The organism is Bacillus sp. DJP31, from assembly GCF_049310945.1.
Classification (GTDB): Bacteria; Bacillota; Bacilli; order Bacillales; family SA4; genus Bacillus_BS.
This window is the reverse complement of sequence record NZ_JBMERO010000014.1, coordinates 34727-51018: the sequence shown is the minus strand read 5'-3', so window position 1 is coordinate 51018 and position 16292 is coordinate 34727. Positions and strand designations below refer to the sequence as shown.

Sequence of the window (16292 nt, the reverse complement as noted above, 5' to 3'; positions counted from 1 at the left end):
AACATGAAGTCATCCTTACAATATGGCACAAAAACGATCGAATACATAGTGACTTATCGTGAGCGAAAAACACTTGAAATTAGTGTCGAACCTCCTAATATTGTAAGTGTAGTAGCTCCTACTGGAACAACCGATGAGAAGGTTAGTGCTTATGTGAAAAAGAAAGCGGACTGGATCGTACAAAAAATATTTCTGTTTAAAGATATGGAGTACCGCAAAATACATCGACAACTGGTTAACGGTGAATCCCTATTATACTTAGGACGGAACTACACCCTGCAATTGATAGATGATTTCTCGTTAAAAAAACCAATCGTAAGCTTATTTCAAGGGAAGTTTTACATCAAAACGCCAACAAGAGATGTACAACTTTTACAAAAAGTGATGGTTGATTGGTACAAACAGAAAGCACTTCAACGAATTACTGAGCGTTCAAACTATTATCAACATTATTTCAAACGAAAACCAACAGCCGTTAAAGTAAAAGAACAACAAAAACGCTGGGGAAGCTGCACTACCAATAACGAACTTCTTTTTAACTGGCGCTCAATTATGGCACCTTCTTATATCCTTGATTACATCATCGTTCATGAAATGTGCCATCTCTACTACATGAATCACTCCCAAGAATTTTGGGATTTACTCAACACCATCATGCCTGATTACGAACAAAGGAAAGAATGGTTGAAGAACAATGGAGTGAAATTGGATTTGTAAGCTAATGAACTAGAGAGTTGCACCATTTGGGTACAGGGCTCTCCAATTTCGGATAATTATAGAAGTCTGACTATACACCCTAAAGGAGGAACAACCATGGCAGAAATTAAATTCGAAATACAAGAAACAATTGGTACTGTATCACAGTCCCCTAAAGGTTGGAATAAAGAACTTAACCTGATAAGCTGGAATGGAAAAGAACCCAAGTATGATTTGCGTGAATGGGCACCAGAACATGAGAAGATGGGAAAAGGTGTAACGTTGACTAAAGAAGAATTAAAAGGATTGAAGAATTTACTAAATAATATTGAATTATAGAGTAGTTAAAGACACGGGATCATTTAGATTTTGCGGCTTTGGACTATTATGGTACCAATATTAAGTAAAAATAATTAAACAATATCGAACATGTTATAGGTTGCTAAGTAAATTGCAACCTTATTTTTTTGTATAGGTCTGAAAATGTATACCTATATATTTGATTGTTGTAATATTAATGATCAATTACTTTTAAAAGCTGCTGGGTTACCAGCAGTTTTTTTGATATAGTTCATTTTTTTATAAAGTACATTAATGCAGTTATCACAAAAGTGCCGTTGTTTGTTGAATTTCACAATCGATCATTAAATTTCATTAACATCAAACAGTTCCCTGCTATTTTTACCATAAGGTACGCATAAATCATCCATTTTCCCTCTTCGACATAATATTCTAACAAAATGTTTATGCCATCTGTTACCAGTATCCTCAACATCAACTATAAAAGAATAATTGCTCATGCTGACCAATTTGATTGAAAAGAAGTCTTGTTTTAGCCACTTCCAATAATCATCATTATCTATATTCTTTTTAATAAACTCTTTTTGGATATCACTAAAGAAAAAGTTACTATTTTTTAAGGCAAACTCGAGTTTCATTTGATAATCGTCTCCATCTAGGGTCAGCATTTTAAGCTCTCCAAAAATTAGATTAATAAAAATATGACGCACAAGTTAAGAGATTCTTCATACATTTGATAATTCCTTCATTACCCATATATTAATTGAACAACCTTGTTAGCTGAAGTATATTCCTTCACAGTTTGCTGATTATATTCAGAATACTTTGTAAATAAAAGTTCTAATTCTCGGTAAATTCTTGTGTTATGTGTCTTTTTCTTTTTTATATGCTCAATTTGATGTTGTAAATGTATGATATAATTTTCACTAAAAGAAGAAGATTGTGAGTGGAAGTATCTATGGGAAAATTCATTGGTAGAGACATGCTACTTGATCATTTAAATCAAGTTACTAATAAAACTAGTAACGAATTGAAAGGTATTAGAGGTGAAATTGAAGTTGGAGATCTTTTAGCTAAATATTTACCAGATGATAACTATGTTATTGCACAACCAGTAATAGGAAAATATGAACCTGACTTTTTGGTAATATCTCCTTATTATGGATTTCGATTGATTGAAGTAAAGAATTGGTCGCTAAATTCAATAAAAAACGTCCAATCCAATGGGGTATTTACGGTTGTTAATAAAACTGTCAACCCAATACAACAGGTACGAAAGCACGTAGAAGATTTAAATGGTTATCTTTTATCTAACCATTCGTATCTTGGAGATCCTCACAAACTTATAGGATACGTTACCATCCAATATGGTTTTAATAGAAGAGATATACAGAAATTCACGAAAAATTGGGACGAAAAAAATGCTGCCGACTTTTTTACATTCCACTTATTTAAAGATGAACTAACTTCACAGCTGGCTAAGAGACTTTATTCTGCATCAAAGTTTCGAAGCAATGCCTTACCAAAGAACTGGATAGAAGATATTTTAGGGGAAATTAGAATATCTAACAAGAAGTTATCAGAAAGTGAGATTAATATCTTAATAAGATCAGAAGAAATTGATCAAACGGCTATTGAATTAAAAAAACTTAATAAAGAGACAAAGCAGATGATTGAAAAACAAAGGGAATTTGCAGAAGCTCAAAAAGTGAAAACGAATATCCATGAACGAGAGACTGTTTCTCAAGGGCAGAGTAGCAGAAAAATCAAATCGAGTTTTTTACTATTATTCCTTTTTGTGTTGGGAGCAGTGATGTTAGTTTGGATATTTAGTAGTATGCCTAGTGAGAGTAACGATTTTGAAATGAATCATGGAATTGAATCAGACATTGAACCGTTCACAAATACTGATATAGAGCAAGGATTATTAAACCCAGATAACTATGTGAAGGCGGAAGCCTATGTTAAAGCATTTCGATATGATACTTCTAGTGGAAATAAATTTTTGCAATTAGAGGTGGGGAACTTTAATTTTGATGCAGTTATTATAAAGGACACAAAAACGCCATTTATCAAAAAAGGAGAGATATACACATTCTATGGTGTAACCCAAGAATACAAGGGACAAATTGAATTAAAAATAACAACAGTAGAGTAATTTTGGAGAAAAAACACAACACTACTGATTGATACGGAAATGTTGATTATAAATGAGGTTTTTATCTGTAACATGTTGTGGGTAGTAAATTCTTTTTAAGATAGAAAACTACCATTTTTGTTTCTTTACTTATGTTGAATATGGCGGAAAATCATACTGTATCTAAGGGTGCTTTAGCTAACAAAAACAATTAATTCTATGGGGCTATATCGAGTGTGTATTATCATCAATCAATAACTAACATAGTCATTTTTATTATGGTTTTTGACTTGATTAAATAGGAATATGTGGAAGTTTATAATATAAGAGTATATGATATACAATAGAACTAATTTTTTTTATGGAGGGAATAGCTTTGAAAGAAAACACAGAAGATAACCAACTACCAGAGGAAGAAGTAACATCAGAAGAAGAAGTTGCGGAAACGACCGAAACTGACAAAATACATCCACCTGAAAAGAAAAACAAAAAGAAATTATATACTATTTTAGGAGCAAGCATCTTCGTATTATTTGTTGCAGGTATTTTAGTTAATAGTTTATTAGAAAAACAAGCCGCTAAAAAAGAATTTGAAGCGTATAAAGAAGACTATACGTTAACATTAACAACCATCAAGTCTGAAGTTGATAAAAATCTTGAAATCACTGGTAAAACTCATTCTACATGGCACGATGCTATTTTTAATAGCGATACAGATACAGACTTTAATGTAGCTATTATGATTATGTATCTTGAATTAGAATCAAATGGGACACTTCAAGAAATCAAAGATGGTAGAGAAAACATAGAGGGAAGAATAGCAGATTTGAAGAACCCACCAGATGAATTTGAAAATTTATATTTAAATTTATTAGACTATTACTCTGTCTATACTCAATTAAACGAGTTAGCGATAGAACCAACTGGTAACATAAACTCATTTGGAGATCTAACGAACAGTTTAGAGACCGACGCAAGTAAACAATACAATCGTATAAAACCTCGAATCCCTGAAGAGATGAAGGACTAATGGTCATTTTCAAGTCACTTTTTGTTTCTCTTTTGCTTTTGATATTATTAATGGGTTGTTCTACACCTTTTAGTGAAGATGAATTTAATACGTTCCAAGAAGACTTCAATTATCTAATTCAGTTGGTACTAGAAAAACAATTAGACCGCAATGAAGACATTTTAGATGGTGGGAAACCTAAACGCGAAGACATTGAAATCGAAACTGTTATAAAAAAAATGGAACGATTGTTAGAGGATAATAAAAAAAACATAGCAAAAGAACAAAAAGAAACGTTTGAAGAAATGGTTAAGACACAAGCGGCACTTTTATCTTTGAATGCTGAAGTATCAAAGAAGAGTAGTTCCGAAGAAGTAATAAAAACACAAGAGGAACAACTCCAAACATATGCTGTGAAATTCCTGACTGAATTCAATGTCGAAACCACTTTAGCTGATTCTGTATTAGGTCCTGCTTTTACAGATGATGACGTAGAAACATTCAAGTCGAAAAATGGAATTAGACATAATGCTTTGGATGTTCAATACAATTTATCAAAATATATAGATACCGAATTTGTTATTGTTGGAAAGATAGAATTAAGCGACTACTACAACTACGGATTTGACGATATTGAAAGCAACTATTTTAACGCTAAAATCCGACCGTATGGTGGGGATTATAGTGACGAGTGGCATTTATACTTTCATAGGGATAGTTTCGATGATTTATTTAATCAATTAAAAGATGGAAGAGTTGATGTTATAGTTAGTGCTAATATCCCATCATATCGTTACGAAAAAAATCAAGGCAATATGGCAATTGTTGAAAGTGCCAATTGGAAATAAGAAAATAGCAAGAGAAATTGAATAAATGCCATTAAAATAATGACCTTATTGAAGTAACGGATTTCGTTAACACAACGAAGAAGACCGTCAATATGGCGGACTTCTTTACTAGAGTAACAGGTAAGCCAGGTTACCTACTCATGATTTCTATGTATACCTACCCTCTCTAATGCAACACTCCAGAGTCCTCTTCCCAAACGTTTTGAAATGTAATAGACTGTTGGAACGCATATGTATCACTATGACGAGCAACGAGCATTAACCAGTCGTGAACGAGCTAGACTTCAAACCTTGCCTGATGATTATGAGTTTATCTGAGGAAAAGAATCCGCCCGTAAACAAATCTCCATGGCTGTTCCCCCACTCGGTACAAAAGTGATTGTGGAAGCTGTGTTAAATTTTTGCAAAAGTGGCTTATCCATTCATTGAGTCAAAATGGAAAGGTTTTATTACAGAAGAATTAGCGAAAAACATCAAAAAGCGAAAAGAAAAAACAGCAGGAAGACAATTGAAAGTAAATAAAGTGTTCGAGGAAATAAGCAATAGAGGTAAAACTATCCATGATTTGTTAATGCGGGGGAATACTGAACGTAATCGCTGTGGAAGAACCGCTAAAAATGTATCCAAAGTGAAAAAAATTTTTTGCAACGTATTCGATGTCGAATGTCTAAAATGTGCAAAATAGTACATTCCCAACCTTACAATTTTGGAGAAAGGAAAATTAAAAGATATGATTAGACTACCATGATTAGACTATCTCTGAAAAAGGGTTAGTCTATTTTCTTTTTTGCTTCATGAATGAACAACACTATTTTATTGGCAGCAGCATTAAAGTCCTCTTAGAATTCATGTTCCCGTAACCCTTAAGATACACCAGTCAATTTTGAGATTTAATCGTCTTCATATTTTTTCTTTGTTCTTCGGTTAAGTTATCAGCCACATGAACCTATTCCTTTCAAATAATTTTTTTTATAACTATTTTCCTACTAAAAAAACATTATCTTTACAATTAAAGAACTAAAAAAGACCTTTCGTAGGTCTTTTTTTTAGATTGTCCTCATATTTCCTTTTACACTTTAAACATTCTACATCAAAGACGCGGTCCCGAGCGGTAGAACAGCCATGCCGAATTGTTGTTTACGAACGGATTCTAAGGTCTTTGAGCACGATTGAATTCAATCAAATTTAATAACGATTAAAATGCGGCAAAAAAGTCGGGGCTATTAGGTAAGGAAGACGTAATCAAGCAAATTGAAGAACATAATAATAATTTAAGAACATTTCTTATCGAACGAGTACAGCAGCAAAATGAATATTGGGATATCCGTGACGAGCTTGATTTAGTTAATACGGAATTTATCTTTCTGATATACCAATGGCATTCTTACACCATTATCCTATGAATTTGCTAAATAAATTCATCCAATCTGGTCTAGTCAGTAACATGAAGGAAGCCGTAATAAGAGTAGAAGAAAGGTTGCTTCAAGAGGATATATTAGACTCACAAATTGAAGCATCAGAGGCAGCGAAAAGGGCAGAACAAGCATCAAGAGATTTAGCACTCGAACTTGAACAGTCTAGAGCTGATACAAAAGAACATTATGATCGCATGAAAAAGGAAATTAGCAATAATAATCGCATTAACGAAAAGGTTGCTACAAGACTAGGTGAAATCAGTATTAACACAGATCCTCGTTATAAATGAAGACATATTCAATTTTAGAATAATAATAAAATCCTTTTGATTAGATATAAAAACAACGCTGTTGTGTTAATTCAATAACGGGTGTGTAATGCAAAATAACAATACAACGGGTTCGGTTGGAGGGAGAAAATGCAATTTCGTATGCTAAATAACCTATAAATTAACATATGTTTTGGTAAGGAAATCACAATGCAAATATCAAAATAAAAGGACCAGATTATAATCTAGTCCTTTTTGTTCAGCAATCACAGTCTTATTGAACTAAACCACCTGTTAGTAAAATTTAAGGTTTATATAAGAGTTTATCTAAATAAGGATACCATTCTCCATCTCCAAATTTAGCTTTAACTGCATCTTCAACAATCGCAGGTGATATAGAGCTAAGATTACAACCTATATTAGAAGAATATCGTACTAGGAATCGTTCTATTTCAGAAGCGATTGCAAACATTTTAAACTTATTCAGCAACTTCGGTATGCGGAGGAAAGAAAGGATGATTCTTCGTATTATAACAATGACATAGAGCGCTTCATCAAACTAGTTGATGAATATGGCGATGACATTGTTTAGTCTACTGAATAATATCAGTATTTTGAGAATTAATAGACAACTCGAAAAAAAAACTCATGGATTACAGTTATATTGATAATGCAATAACTGCTTTTTTTATCTTTAAATAGAATGATAATAGAAGAAAAAGATGCTAAACATCATCGATTTTGCTTACCAAGAGTGTGATTCTGTCAGTTCGTCTAAACATATTAATAAAGATAAAGTTAACACACTCGATAGCTTTTATGAATTTAAAAAAAATTGGTTCATCATGAAAAATACAGTTTTTTCTAAGGCATAACCCGTTACAAGAGACATTCATATCACTTAAAAAATAGGCAGAGTAATAGCCTTTCTGAGTTAACATCACTCCTATACCTTCCTCAAATTCAACTACCCTTGTCCCTCCGATTTTAAGTGATTCAACTTCAACTAAGTATCCTAAAAAGCGTTGTTCAAATTCAATGTTCATTCGATCACCTTTCAGTCAAGATTTTTTACCATACTAGTCAAAAAGAAGGTAAATAATTCATTTAAATAAAAATAAATTTTTATCAAGATGAAATTAATGAGAATGAAAAATAACCTATTTCAAATGATTAGGGACTCTTTAATTCATTATAATAAATATTTTTTTTTATAATTATGAATAAAATGTGAAGAACACGTCTAAACAGTATACCAAGACTTTTAATTACCTTTTTGAAAATAGTTCTGCACCCTTTTCTACAAGAGAAAGAAGATATTCTGATTGGTCTGGATTGTCTTTGTTTATCTTTCTCAGGAGGTGATTAATATGTAGGAGTCTAAACTCGAAATCTCCATCTTCATCAATTACTTTAATGGTTTCTAAATTGAAAATTGCAAATTCGTCTTGTAATTGTTGCAATAATGAGAGTTGAATCGTTTCACTCTTCCCAGTTTCGAGATTGCTTAGATAACCAACTGAGACTCCCAAATTTTGTGCTAGATCATGTAAACTGTAACCACATTTTTTTCGTAAGGTTCTAATTCTTTGCCCGATATCAGTTATCATGTCGGTCACCTCTTGTCTAGTTAGTAAGATGTCAATCTAGTGTTGTTATTCTGTTCTCATTATAACAAGAGGTAGAGAGATATGGTGGGAAATTTTGATAAATTATATAAGGAGTTGTTTCTCAATTGGTCTCAACGTGGTTGAAAAATTCATGTTTAAACGATATGAAGGAAAAAAATATGATTCTCTATTATGCGAAACAATTTGATATGGACCCTCTTATGATGAAAATGATCTTTGATAGAGGACATAAAGATTGGTATGGAATCAATAAATTTTTATATACAGAACCCTTTGATTTACATGGTCCGTTCTATTTAAATGATATGAAAAAAGCAGTGGAGAGAATTAATATCGCGCTTCAAAAGGAAGAGAGGATGATGATTTTCGGCGACTATGATACTGACGGGGTGACATCAACTTCACTTTTATATAAAGCTCTGAAACTACTTAAAGGTGAAGTTGATTACTATATTCCGAAAAGAGTAGAAGGATATGGTTTATCTATTGAAGCAGTGGAGAAATTTTCTGAGAAGGATATTTCCTTAATCTTAACAGTTGATAATGGATCATCGACCCATGAGGCTATCCAAAGGGCTAGAAATTTAGGAATGGATGTGATTGTTACTGATCATCATGAGATTTTAAATGGAAATCCAGTTTGCACAGCCTTTGTAAATCCAAAAAGAAGTGACGAACGCTTCCCTTTTCCATACCTAGCAGGAGCGGGTGTTGCATTTAAATTGGTTAATGCACTTCTTTTAGAAAGAGGCATGTGGGAAAAGAAGTGTTGGGATTTCGTTGAACTTGCAGCAATCGGAACAATTGGAGATGTTATGCCACTTCAGGACGAGAATCGAAGAATTGTTCAGCTGGGCTTAGAAAAGATGAATAAACACCCATCTCAAGCATTAAGGGTTTTGTTTAAACTGCTTAAGCTTAATGAAATAACATCCACAAACATTGCATTCTCTGTCGTCCCCATTATGAATGCGGTCGGGAGATTAAGTGATCCGAACTTTATGGTAAGAATTCTTACAAGTGAAGGGAGCGATGAACAATTTGAACATTGCTGGAGTAAACTCATTCGCTTAAACAACATACGGAAGGATTTGCTTCAAGAACAAGTGATGCAAGCCGAATTGTTAATTCAAATGAATGAGTTAGCAAAACAAGATGTGATTGTGGTGGCAGGTGATTTCCATGAGGGGTTGATTGGGTTAATTGCATCAAGGATTACTGACAAGTATAAAAAGCCAAGTATTGTATTTAATTCAAGTGGGAAAGGGTCTGCAAGAAGTGTAAGTGGTTCTACCTTTTCCATGGTAAATACCATAGAAAGGTGCTCAGAATTTTTAAAGAGTTATGGTGGACATCAAGCAGCAGCGGGATTGACTGTCTATTTAGACCGATTCCAGCATTTTCGAAAAAAAATCCAAGAATCCGCCAAAAAAGAACCAAGGGTGTCACTTAAACATATGTACGAAACAGAGTTCTCATTGATGGATTTTCCAAGTCATTTTCACAATGATCTCAAATACCTTGAACCATTTGGTGAAGGGAATCGAGCACCTGTATTTCACAGTAATAAGATGATAGTTGATAGGATGGAACATTTTGGTGCTAATAACCAACATGTGAAGTTCAGGGTTGGTAATAAAGAAGCATTGTTATTCTTCAAAGGAGGTCAGTTTAAACCAGTAAACGGAAAAACATCTTTAGAGTGCTTGTATTTTCCGCAAACACATTCAACTCAAACTTTCTTTATCCATGATTATAAACAATGAAATAAAAGGCATTAGAGGTGCATATACCATGAAATTTAGGAATCGCCCAGAGATGTTAAGAGGTGAAAGTTTATCAAGTTACATTTTTCGGTTAAGTAAGGCTAATTATTATTCCTCTCCAGATACAGTGGCTAATAGAATCGGAATTAGTTGGTTTGATTGTTATGCAAATAGGTTCACCTTAGATAGTTGTAAAATATTATCGGAGTTATGCGATCACACGTGTCATGAATTTTTGGGTTCTTCTATAAATAGTCTTGGATTGTTGGATGAAGAAGCTCTGATTAAAATGGTTTTACTTCAAACACGTATTAAGTATTGTCCTCAATGCATTGAAAGGGAGATACATCACCAAAAGTTATGGGGACTTAATCCAGTAAGTGCATGCCTAAAGCACAGTGCGTTACTTATTGAGAAATGTCAGGGGTGTTATCAACCCATAAAGATAAAGAGTTTTATGGAAGGCGAGTGTCCAAATTGTAAATTTGATTATAAAAAGGCAGAAATGGAATCAGTTGATAGGAAAGGATTATTGTATAAATCTCAAAAAGAAATTCAAGGAATTTTTGAAGGTAAACAAGGTGAAATATTTAAAGGGTTACCTTTGAATGAATTCTTATACTTTATAAAAGCACATTTATATCTCCTTGAGGGACTAGTCAGTAAAAACAGTAAAGAAAAAGTAATCGTTGAGGTAATTACAAATCAATATTAATATTTTGATAACGTGAAATTAGGGGATGCTTTAGCAAATATTTATTGCATACATTCAAATTACCCTCAGAACTTTTACATTGTCTTAGATGAGTTCTTTAATCTTCCGTATGGTGTCAGAAGAAGAAGAAAAAGGGAGTTTGAAAAAATCCTTGCTGTTTATGGAGAACGATTTGAATGTATTAAACATCACTATTTCTGTTATCAAGACCAACTTATTAATATAGGGAATGTTTCCTACTAACATTGGTAGTTTTAATAAAAAAATATTTGAAAGGGTAAAAAAAACTTTTTATCAAAAAGGCAACTAAGAAATGAGTATAACCTCACAAGAGGTGAGGTGGATGAAATTTGTTCAATTGTCAAACCGAGTGTATTCAGAAGAGGTAGTAATACAGTCTATCGATTTAGGAGAAAAGAAATTGAGAAAAAGATTAAGACTTTTAATAAAAACAAAAACAATCTAATATCTAAAAAGGATGTAGCAAATGTCTTAGGAGTAAATGTGAATAGTATTACACAATTGTCTAAGGGTCAGTTATTAAAGTAAATAAAAAGTCAAAATCTAAGTTTTATTTGTAAAGAATCACTAGAAATCCTTACAGCAAGTTTTGAGGTTAAGTTGCTAAAAAATGTGACTGAAAGTTATATCTCATTTACACGGCTAATCGAAAAATAATCCACAAGTGGTGTTTCGATTCTTCATGTTATCCAATCTTTAAGGGATAAAAGAATGACTGCATTTGTTCAAATAAAGGAATTAAAGTTTGCTGATTATTATTTCTTAAATGAAGAAATTGTGATGTTTTTAGAAGTCTTTTGGGAAAATAAACGGAGGAAGGTCGGTATTAAGTTAGCGTATGTATGTAAGAAATCACCATACATAAATTAGTTAAACATCAATTATTATCACCAATGAAGGTAACGAAGAGTATGAATGGAAGAATTATTTACTTCTTTAGTAATGAGGAAATTGATAATTTCGTTGAAAAATATATCGCAGTTAGAAATGCGTCAAAGATTTATAACAATGATCCCATTTTAAGGGGTATGAATTTTAATCCTTTTCTTAAAGAAAAGTTTGATTATGTAAGTGGTGTATAAAATGTACCAGAATATTAAAAAAGTAATGTTTGAGTTTACAAGCAAAAAATATAAAAACCTCAGAAAATATAAAAAAAGTAAAATATATATTTTAAACTTTTTTTATACTTTATTCAAGAGGTAATCAATAAATGGTAATCATTACATCTTGAGAAAATGGAACACTCGCTCCATAATGAAAAACTGTAAGCAAGAACAATTTAGGAGAGGAGGCTTGGGTGAAAAGAAATGAGGTTACTGCATCTAGTGATCTAACAAAAAGGAGGGGTCAGCACGTGTCTTTATTAAACAATGAACATAGGGCTTTATCTTGTGTGGGTAATATTGAGTTGTTGTTTATGGAAAATCGTTCAACTACCATTACCAAAAATGGAATTCACAATCTTGGGCTTACCTATCTTTCAGTAGACCTTTTAAAACTTTCATTAAAATTAGAAAAGTGGGGACATGGCAGTATGGTATTGTTTAAATTTGATCCAACCGACTTATCTAAAATTCATGTATATGATGAATATGAAAAAAGGTTTTTAACAATACCATGTACTGATCTTGAGTATACAAAAACCCTTACTCTAAAATCGCATACAGCTTTTTTAAAGGATTTGAATAAGAAAAAGATCGAAAAGGTCTTTAAGGATGCAAATGAAAAACTGAGCTTTCGTCTACCTGGCAAGAAATACGAATTGAATAAAAAGAAATTCTAGATAAAATTGCATACTGAAAAGACGAAATATTCCGTAAAAAAAGGAGCATTAACAATAAAAATATTGACAAAGCTTTAAATCTTATTGAAAAGTATCAGCAATCAAAATGTGCAGGTGGTTTGTTAATTACAGGAGAAACAGGTACTGGAAAGATATTTCTTATGCAGCAGTACCTTGAAACACAAGAGAGTAAAGAGAAGATATTAGTTGCAACTACACCGATTCAATCAACTGTAAGAGCATTTAATGAAGAACTTTTAGGGAAACTCTTTGATCCGTTTCCTAATAGGGGAACTTTGGTGGTGAAAACAAGGAGACTTATCGAGCGTATTAAGACTTTAGATATTGAATTGATAATGGTGGATGACTTCCAAGGTGTATGGAGTGGTAGTCGACAAGACACAATTGAAGTACTTGAGTTTCTTGTTCATCTTATGAAAAAACGAATGTTCCGTTTGTCTTCCTGGGGTCAAATGAATCCAAGCGTACTCTTGAGTTGAATGAACGGTTTTCAAAAAGAGTTCCTCTTCAAATGGAACTTAATCATTTAGGAGCAGGAAAAGAATCACATTGTTAAAAAGATATTGATTCAAAATTAAAGGGAGGCACTTGTCTCATTCTAATCAGAAAAGAAAGGTAGATTAAAAATGGTAAAATATAAAAAAATTACAGAATCAGACATTTGCCGCCTTTCGAAAAAAGGGAAAGGACAAGGGAAAGGGAATCAATATAAACCTTGGTTAACAGTTCGTGATGTACCTTCAAAAGGCTTTTCACACCGTATAAAAGGATGGAAAACAGGGAGGGTTCAACATTTACTTTCCAATTTAGAGCTTTATTTTTTCTTTATGCTTGAATGGTCAATTAATGTCACTGATATACGTGAGAAATATCCATTATTGCCAATTGAATCAACAAAGGGTATTTCAAATGATTATCGATTAAATCACCCTTTTGACAGAGCAAAAAATGAGTTTATTGTAATGACTTCTGATTTTTTAGTCGACCTAAAAATACATGGTAAGGAAAAAAAGTGTGCTTATTCAGTTATCTCATCTAGTCAACAAAATTCCAAGTGGTTTTTAGAAAGAACTTTAATAGAGAAAACTTATTGGGAAAAACAAAATGTTGGCTTTCAAATAATAACTGAAGTCGATATCCCAATGAACCTGATACGGAATGTAGAATGGTTACATCATGCAAAGGATCTTACTTTTTCTCCTGGACTATCTCTTTCACAGGTCCTTGAAATAGAGAATAAGCTATACTCGTTGCTTAACTCTGGACAAACAATATCAAAAGGATGTACTGATTCTGATGTATATTTTCAATTATCTACTGGTACAAGCTTTTGGGTAATTAAACATTTAATTGCAAATCATGTTTGGGATGTTGATATTTATTCAAAGATATTGGCAAATAAACCGTTGTTAGTTAAAAGGAAAGAACCGTACTTCTCTTACTATAAAAGAGGTGTTGGGTAGACAATGTTTATTCCAAATACAGTTATTCAATGGAAAGTAGGTACTAAAGAAAATCTCTATGAAAGAATTCTTTGGATAGATCGAACCATTGATATAGCGATTGTTTTTCCTCTATATGAAAAAGGCGGTTTGCCACAGTATTGTTCATTATCAGAACTAGAGAGTGCGTTGGAACAAGAATTATTAATAAAGAGAACCACAGATCCTTATACCAGAACAGTTGATGAGGAGTTCATTAACAATCATAAAAAAAAGATGGATACATCTTGGAATCGTATAAAGGATTTAGTCTTAGATGAACCAGATATTTATGATCCAAGTTTAAGAGGACCAATGATTGAGGAAGCAATAAAAAGGCATAAGACAACCAAAAAGACACTCTATAAAAGTATGAGAAAGTATTGGAAGTATGGAAAAGTACCTATTGCTCTCTTACCTTCTTATGATAGTTCTGGGGGACCAGGTAAAACAAGAGAAATAACTGACGAAATGATTGAAGAGGCATTAAAAGAAGGTAAAACGATCAAAAAGAGGGGAAGACCACCTATTGGGGTTGAATATCACCCTGAATTAGAAGGTGTAAATGTAACGAAAACTGACAAAGAAAATATACTAAAGTCTTATAAAAAGAACTATGAAAAGACTTCAAAACCTCAATTAACCAAAGCTTACCGAGATTATTTAAACGAATATTGTACTGTAAAAGAACAAGTTAATGGTGAAGAAAAAGAACTCCTTGATCCCACCAAAAAGTATATTTCATTACATCAGTATAAAACTGTGATATATGAAAACAGAGACTTGAAAAGAACTCTTATCAAAAGAGAAGGAGAGAAAGGGTTTAATTTACGAGAACGAGCTGTTCTAGGGAGCTCTACCCATATAAAAATGGGACCTGGGTCAGTGTATCAGATGGATGCTACACCACTAAGCTTGTATGTAGTTAGCAGATACAATCCTGAAAAGATAATCGGAAAAGCTACGATTTACCTTCTTATGGATGTTTTCTCTCGATTTATTACTGGTTGTTATATTGGTCTTGGGCACTCCTGGGATGATGCTAAAATGGCTGTGTTGGATTCATTTTTAAATAGAGGTCTCATTTTTAACAAAAATGAAGATGACCTTTTAAAGGAATGTTATATCCCTCAAGTTATTTTAACTGATAAAGGATCTGAATTAATTGGAAAGGATTCAGATAATTTAACGAATTTCTTTGGAATTCGTGTTACAAATGCAGCTTCATACCGTGCTGATTGGAAAGGTATTGTTGAGCAGCAGTTCAACCAAATAAGACAGAAGATTCTGGATTTACCTGGTGTTGTCAAGAAAGGCTTTAGAGAAAGAGGAGAAAAAGATTATAGACAAGAGGCTGCTTTAAATCTAGATGATTTAACAGATGCAATTAAAGCAATCGTTGAGTGGCATAATTATCAAAACTATATGAGTAGCTATGTGTTGGAAAGTGATATGATTAGTGACTCTGTTGAACCATACCCTGAACAACTTTGGAACTGGGGATTAAAAAACAGAAACGGTGCTTTAAATCAAACTACTCCAGAATTAGCAATTGTTAATCTGTTATCAAAAACTCAAGGTGTTATTTCAGAATTCGGTATTAGGTTTGGTGAAAAGAAGTATTACACCTGTGAATTAGCAATAAAGGAACAATGGTTTTTAAGAAATGGTCCACATAACGGTAAAAAGGTAGGTTTAGCTTTTGATACTCGGAATAACGATGTTGTATACCTTTTATTAGATGGTGGAAATCAAATTGAGCGTTGTAATTTGATGGAACGGTCTAAAAGGTATGTAAATCGTAGGTATGAAGAAGCTGTGCACCTAATTCATGATGAAAAGATTAAGGAGAATGTAAAAGAACATTCTTATACAGAATCTAAAATCAATTTAGACAATAAGCTTCTAGAAATTGCAGAAAAAGCTAACCAGAAAACACAAGAATATCTAAAGACAAGTAACGTTTCACCGAGGAAACGTGTCAAGGATATTACTGAAAACAAACATGAGGCAAGAGAGGGTATTCGTCAAGAAGTTAGCGATAAGCTGTTCGAACAACTAAACCCAAATAAAAAGTCATTTGATTATGATTTAAAAGACGAGTTGGAGATGGAAGATAACATTGAATTAAAACCGAATCTCTCACCTCAAAAATCTATTCATAATAAAATGAAATCATGGAAAGTGAAGTGATTTA

The 16292-nt window shown here is 32.7% G+C and carries 18 protein-coding genes; 15 read left to right on the top strand and 3 right to left on the bottom strand.

What is annotated here, in order from left to right; translation table 11 throughout:
* Window positions 1–3 precede the first annotated feature (3 nt).
* Together ACOI1C_RS14085 and ACOI1C_RS14080 are read left to right on the top strand one after the other, a co-directional pair.
* Window positions 4–717: a M48 family metallopeptidase gene (locus tag ACOI1C_RS14085; RefSeq protein WP_422511135.1), complete on the top strand. Its 714-nt coding sequence runs from the start codon at window positions 4–6 to the stop codon at window positions 715–717.
* A 96-nt stretch (window positions 718–813) separates the two neighbouring features.
* Window positions 814–1035, top strand: coding sequence for a YdbC family protein (locus ACOI1C_RS14080; protein ID WP_422511134.1), 222 nt, complete (start codon window positions 814–816; stop codon window positions 1033–1035).
* A gap of 305 nt (window positions 1036–1340) precedes the next feature.
* Here the strand turns inward: ACOI1C_RS14080 and ACOI1C_RS14075 are convergent, their stop codons facing one another.
* Window positions 1341–1664 carry a hypothetical protein gene (locus ACOI1C_RS14075; RefSeq protein ID WP_422511133.1) on the bottom strand — a complete coding sequence of 108 codons (324 nt, stop codon included), beginning with the start codon at window positions 1662–1664 and terminating at the stop codon, window positions 1341–1343.
* 290 nt (window positions 1665–1954) lie between these two features.
* Here ACOI1C_RS14075 and ACOI1C_RS14070 point away from each other — a divergent pair, with 290 nt between their 5' ends.
* From ACOI1C_RS14070 to ACOI1C_RS14050, 5 genes are all read left to right on the top strand, one after another.
* Window positions 1955–3154, top strand: coding sequence for an NERD domain-containing protein (locus ACOI1C_RS14070; RefSeq protein ID WP_422511132.1), 1200 nt, complete (start codon window positions 1955–1957; stop codon window positions 3152–3154).
* 355 nt (window positions 3155–3509) lie between these two features.
* Window positions 3510–4163 carry a hypothetical protein gene (locus tag ACOI1C_RS14065; protein WP_422511131.1) on the top strand — a complete coding sequence of 218 codons (654 nt, stop codon included), beginning with the start codon at window positions 3510–3512 and terminating at the stop codon, window positions 4161–4163.
* Entirely contained in the window at window positions 4163–4990 is an 828-nt protein-coding gene (locus ACOI1C_RS14060) for a hypothetical protein (RefSeq protein WP_422511130.1), read from the top strand. The genes ACOI1C_RS14065 and ACOI1C_RS14060 overlap by 1 nt, the downstream gene beginning before the upstream one ends.
* Before the next feature lie 231 nt (window positions 4991–5221).
* Window positions 5222–5308, top strand: a complete 87-nt coding sequence (locus tag ACOI1C_RS14055) for a DNA cytosine methyltransferase (protein ID WP_422511173.1) — start codon at window positions 5222–5224, stop codon at window positions 5306–5308.
* 1126 nt (window positions 5309–6434) lie between these two features.
* On the top strand, window positions 6435–6695 hold the full coding sequence (locus ACOI1C_RS14050) for a hypothetical protein (protein WP_422511129.1): 261 nt from the start codon (window positions 6435–6437) through the stop codon (window positions 6693–6695).
* A 704-nt stretch (window positions 6696–7399) separates the two neighbouring features.
* On the opposite strand, the gene ACOI1C_RS14045 is transcribed toward ACOI1C_RS14050, so the two are convergent.
* Window positions 7400–7720: a hypothetical protein gene (locus tag ACOI1C_RS14045; RefSeq protein WP_422511128.1), complete on the bottom strand. Its 321-nt coding sequence runs from the start codon at window positions 7718–7720 to the stop codon at window positions 7400–7402.
* 222 nt (window positions 7721–7942) lie between these two features.
* On the bottom strand, window positions 7943–8284 hold the full coding sequence (locus tag ACOI1C_RS14040; RefSeq protein ID WP_422511127.1) for a helix-turn-helix domain-containing protein: 342 nt from the start codon (window positions 8282–8284) through the stop codon (window positions 7943–7945).
* Between the two features lie 125 nt (window positions 8285–8409).
* Here ACOI1C_RS14040 and recJ point away from each other — a divergent pair, with 125 nt between their 5' ends.
* The 8 genes from recJ to ACOI1C_RS14000 all read left to right on the top strand — a co-directional run bounded on the left by recJ (window position 8410) and on the right by ACOI1C_RS14000 (window position 16288).
* Window positions 8410–10071: a single-stranded-DNA-specific exonuclease RecJ gene (gene recJ, locus ACOI1C_RS14035; RefSeq protein WP_422511126.1), complete on the top strand. Its 1662-nt coding sequence runs from the start codon at window positions 8410–8412 to the stop codon at window positions 10069–10071.
* A gap of 28 nt (window positions 10072–10099) precedes the next feature.
* Window positions 10100–10786, top strand: a complete 687-nt coding sequence (locus tag ACOI1C_RS14030; protein WP_422511125.1) for a TniQ family protein — start codon at window positions 10100–10102, stop codon at window positions 10784–10786.
* 339 nt (window positions 10787–11125) lie between these two features.
* Complete coding sequence (locus tag ACOI1C_RS14025; protein WP_422511124.1) at window positions 11126–11335, top strand: hypothetical protein; 210 nt, start codon at window positions 11126–11128, stop codon at window positions 11333–11335.
* Between the two features lie 183 nt (window positions 11336–11518).
* Window positions 11519–11677, top strand: coding sequence for a hypothetical protein (locus ACOI1C_RS14020; protein WP_422511123.1), 159 nt, complete (start codon window positions 11519–11521; stop codon window positions 11675–11677).
* 430 nt (window positions 11678–12107) lie between these two features.
* Entirely contained in the window at window positions 12108–12593 is a 486-nt protein-coding gene (locus ACOI1C_RS14015; RefSeq protein ID WP_422511122.1) for a Mu transposase C-terminal domain-containing protein, read from the top strand.
* A 26-nt stretch (window positions 12594–12619) separates the two neighbouring features.
* Complete coding sequence (locus ACOI1C_RS14010) at window positions 12620–13093, top strand: TniB family NTP-binding protein (RefSeq protein WP_422511172.1); 474 nt, start codon at window positions 12620–12622, stop codon at window positions 13091–13093.
* A gap of 147 nt (window positions 13094–13240) precedes the next feature.
* Window positions 13241–14077: a TnsA endonuclease C-terminal domain-containing protein gene (locus ACOI1C_RS14005; RefSeq protein WP_422511121.1), complete on the top strand. Its 837-nt coding sequence runs from the start codon at window positions 13241–13243 to the stop codon at window positions 14075–14077.
* Between the two features lie 3 nt (window positions 14078–14080).
* Window positions 14081–16288, top strand: a complete 2208-nt coding sequence (locus tag ACOI1C_RS14000) for an integrase catalytic domain-containing protein (RefSeq protein WP_422511120.1) — start codon at window positions 14081–14083, stop codon at window positions 16286–16288.
* Window positions 16289–16292: the final 4 nt, after the last annotated feature.

What these genes read in the sequence shown, in the direction of transcription:
- ACOI1C_RS14085 (WP_422511135.1), top strand. Translation starts at nt 4, where the DNA reads ATGAAGTCATCCTTACAATATGGCACAAAAACGATCGAATACATAGTG.
- ACOI1C_RS14080 (WP_422511134.1), top strand. Translation starts at nt 814, where the DNA reads ATGGCAGAAATTAAATTCGAAATACAAGAAACAATTGGTACTGTATCA.
- ACOI1C_RS14075 (WP_422511133.1), bottom strand. Translation starts at nt 1,664, where the DNA reads ATGCTGACCCTAGATGGAGACGATTATCAAATGAAACTCGAGTTTGCC.
- ACOI1C_RS14070 (WP_422511132.1), top strand. Translation starts at nt 1,955, where the DNA reads ATGGGAAAATTCATTGGTAGAGACATGCTACTTGATCATTTAAATCAA.
- ACOI1C_RS14060 (WP_422511130.1), top strand. Translation starts at nt 4,163, where the DNA reads ATGGTCATTTTCAAGTCACTTTTTGTTTCTCTTTTGCTTTTGATATTA.
- ACOI1C_RS14055 (WP_422511173.1), top strand. Translation starts at nt 5,222, where the DNA reads ATGTATCACTATGACGAGCAACGAGCATTAACCAGTCGTGAACGAGCT.
- ACOI1C_RS14050 (WP_422511129.1), top strand. Translation starts at nt 6,435, where the DNA reads ATGAAGGAAGCCGTAATAAGAGTAGAAGAAAGGTTGCTTCAAGAGGAT.
- ACOI1C_RS14045 (WP_422511128.1), bottom strand. Translation starts at nt 7,720, where the DNA reads ATGAACATTGAATTTGAACAACGCTTTTTAGGATACTTAGTTGAAGTT.
- ACOI1C_RS14040 (WP_422511127.1), bottom strand. Translation starts at nt 8,284, where the DNA reads ATGATAACTGATATCGGGCAAAGAATTAGAACCTTACGAAAAAAATGT.
- ACOI1C_RS14030 (WP_422511125.1), top strand. Translation starts at nt 10,100, where the DNA reads ATGAAATTTAGGAATCGCCCAGAGATGTTAAGAGGTGAAAGTTTATCA.
- ACOI1C_RS14020 (WP_422511123.1), top strand. Translation starts at nt 11,519, where the DNA reads ATGACTGCATTTGTTCAAATAAAGGAATTAAAGTTTGCTGATTATTAT.
- ACOI1C_RS14005 (WP_422511121.1), top strand. Translation starts at nt 13,241, where the DNA reads ATGGTAAAATATAAAAAAATTACAGAATCAGACATTTGCCGCCTTTCG.
- ACOI1C_RS14000 (WP_422511120.1), top strand. Translation starts at nt 14,081, where the DNA reads ATGTTTATTCCAAATACAGTTATTCAATGGAAAGTAGGTACTAAAGAA.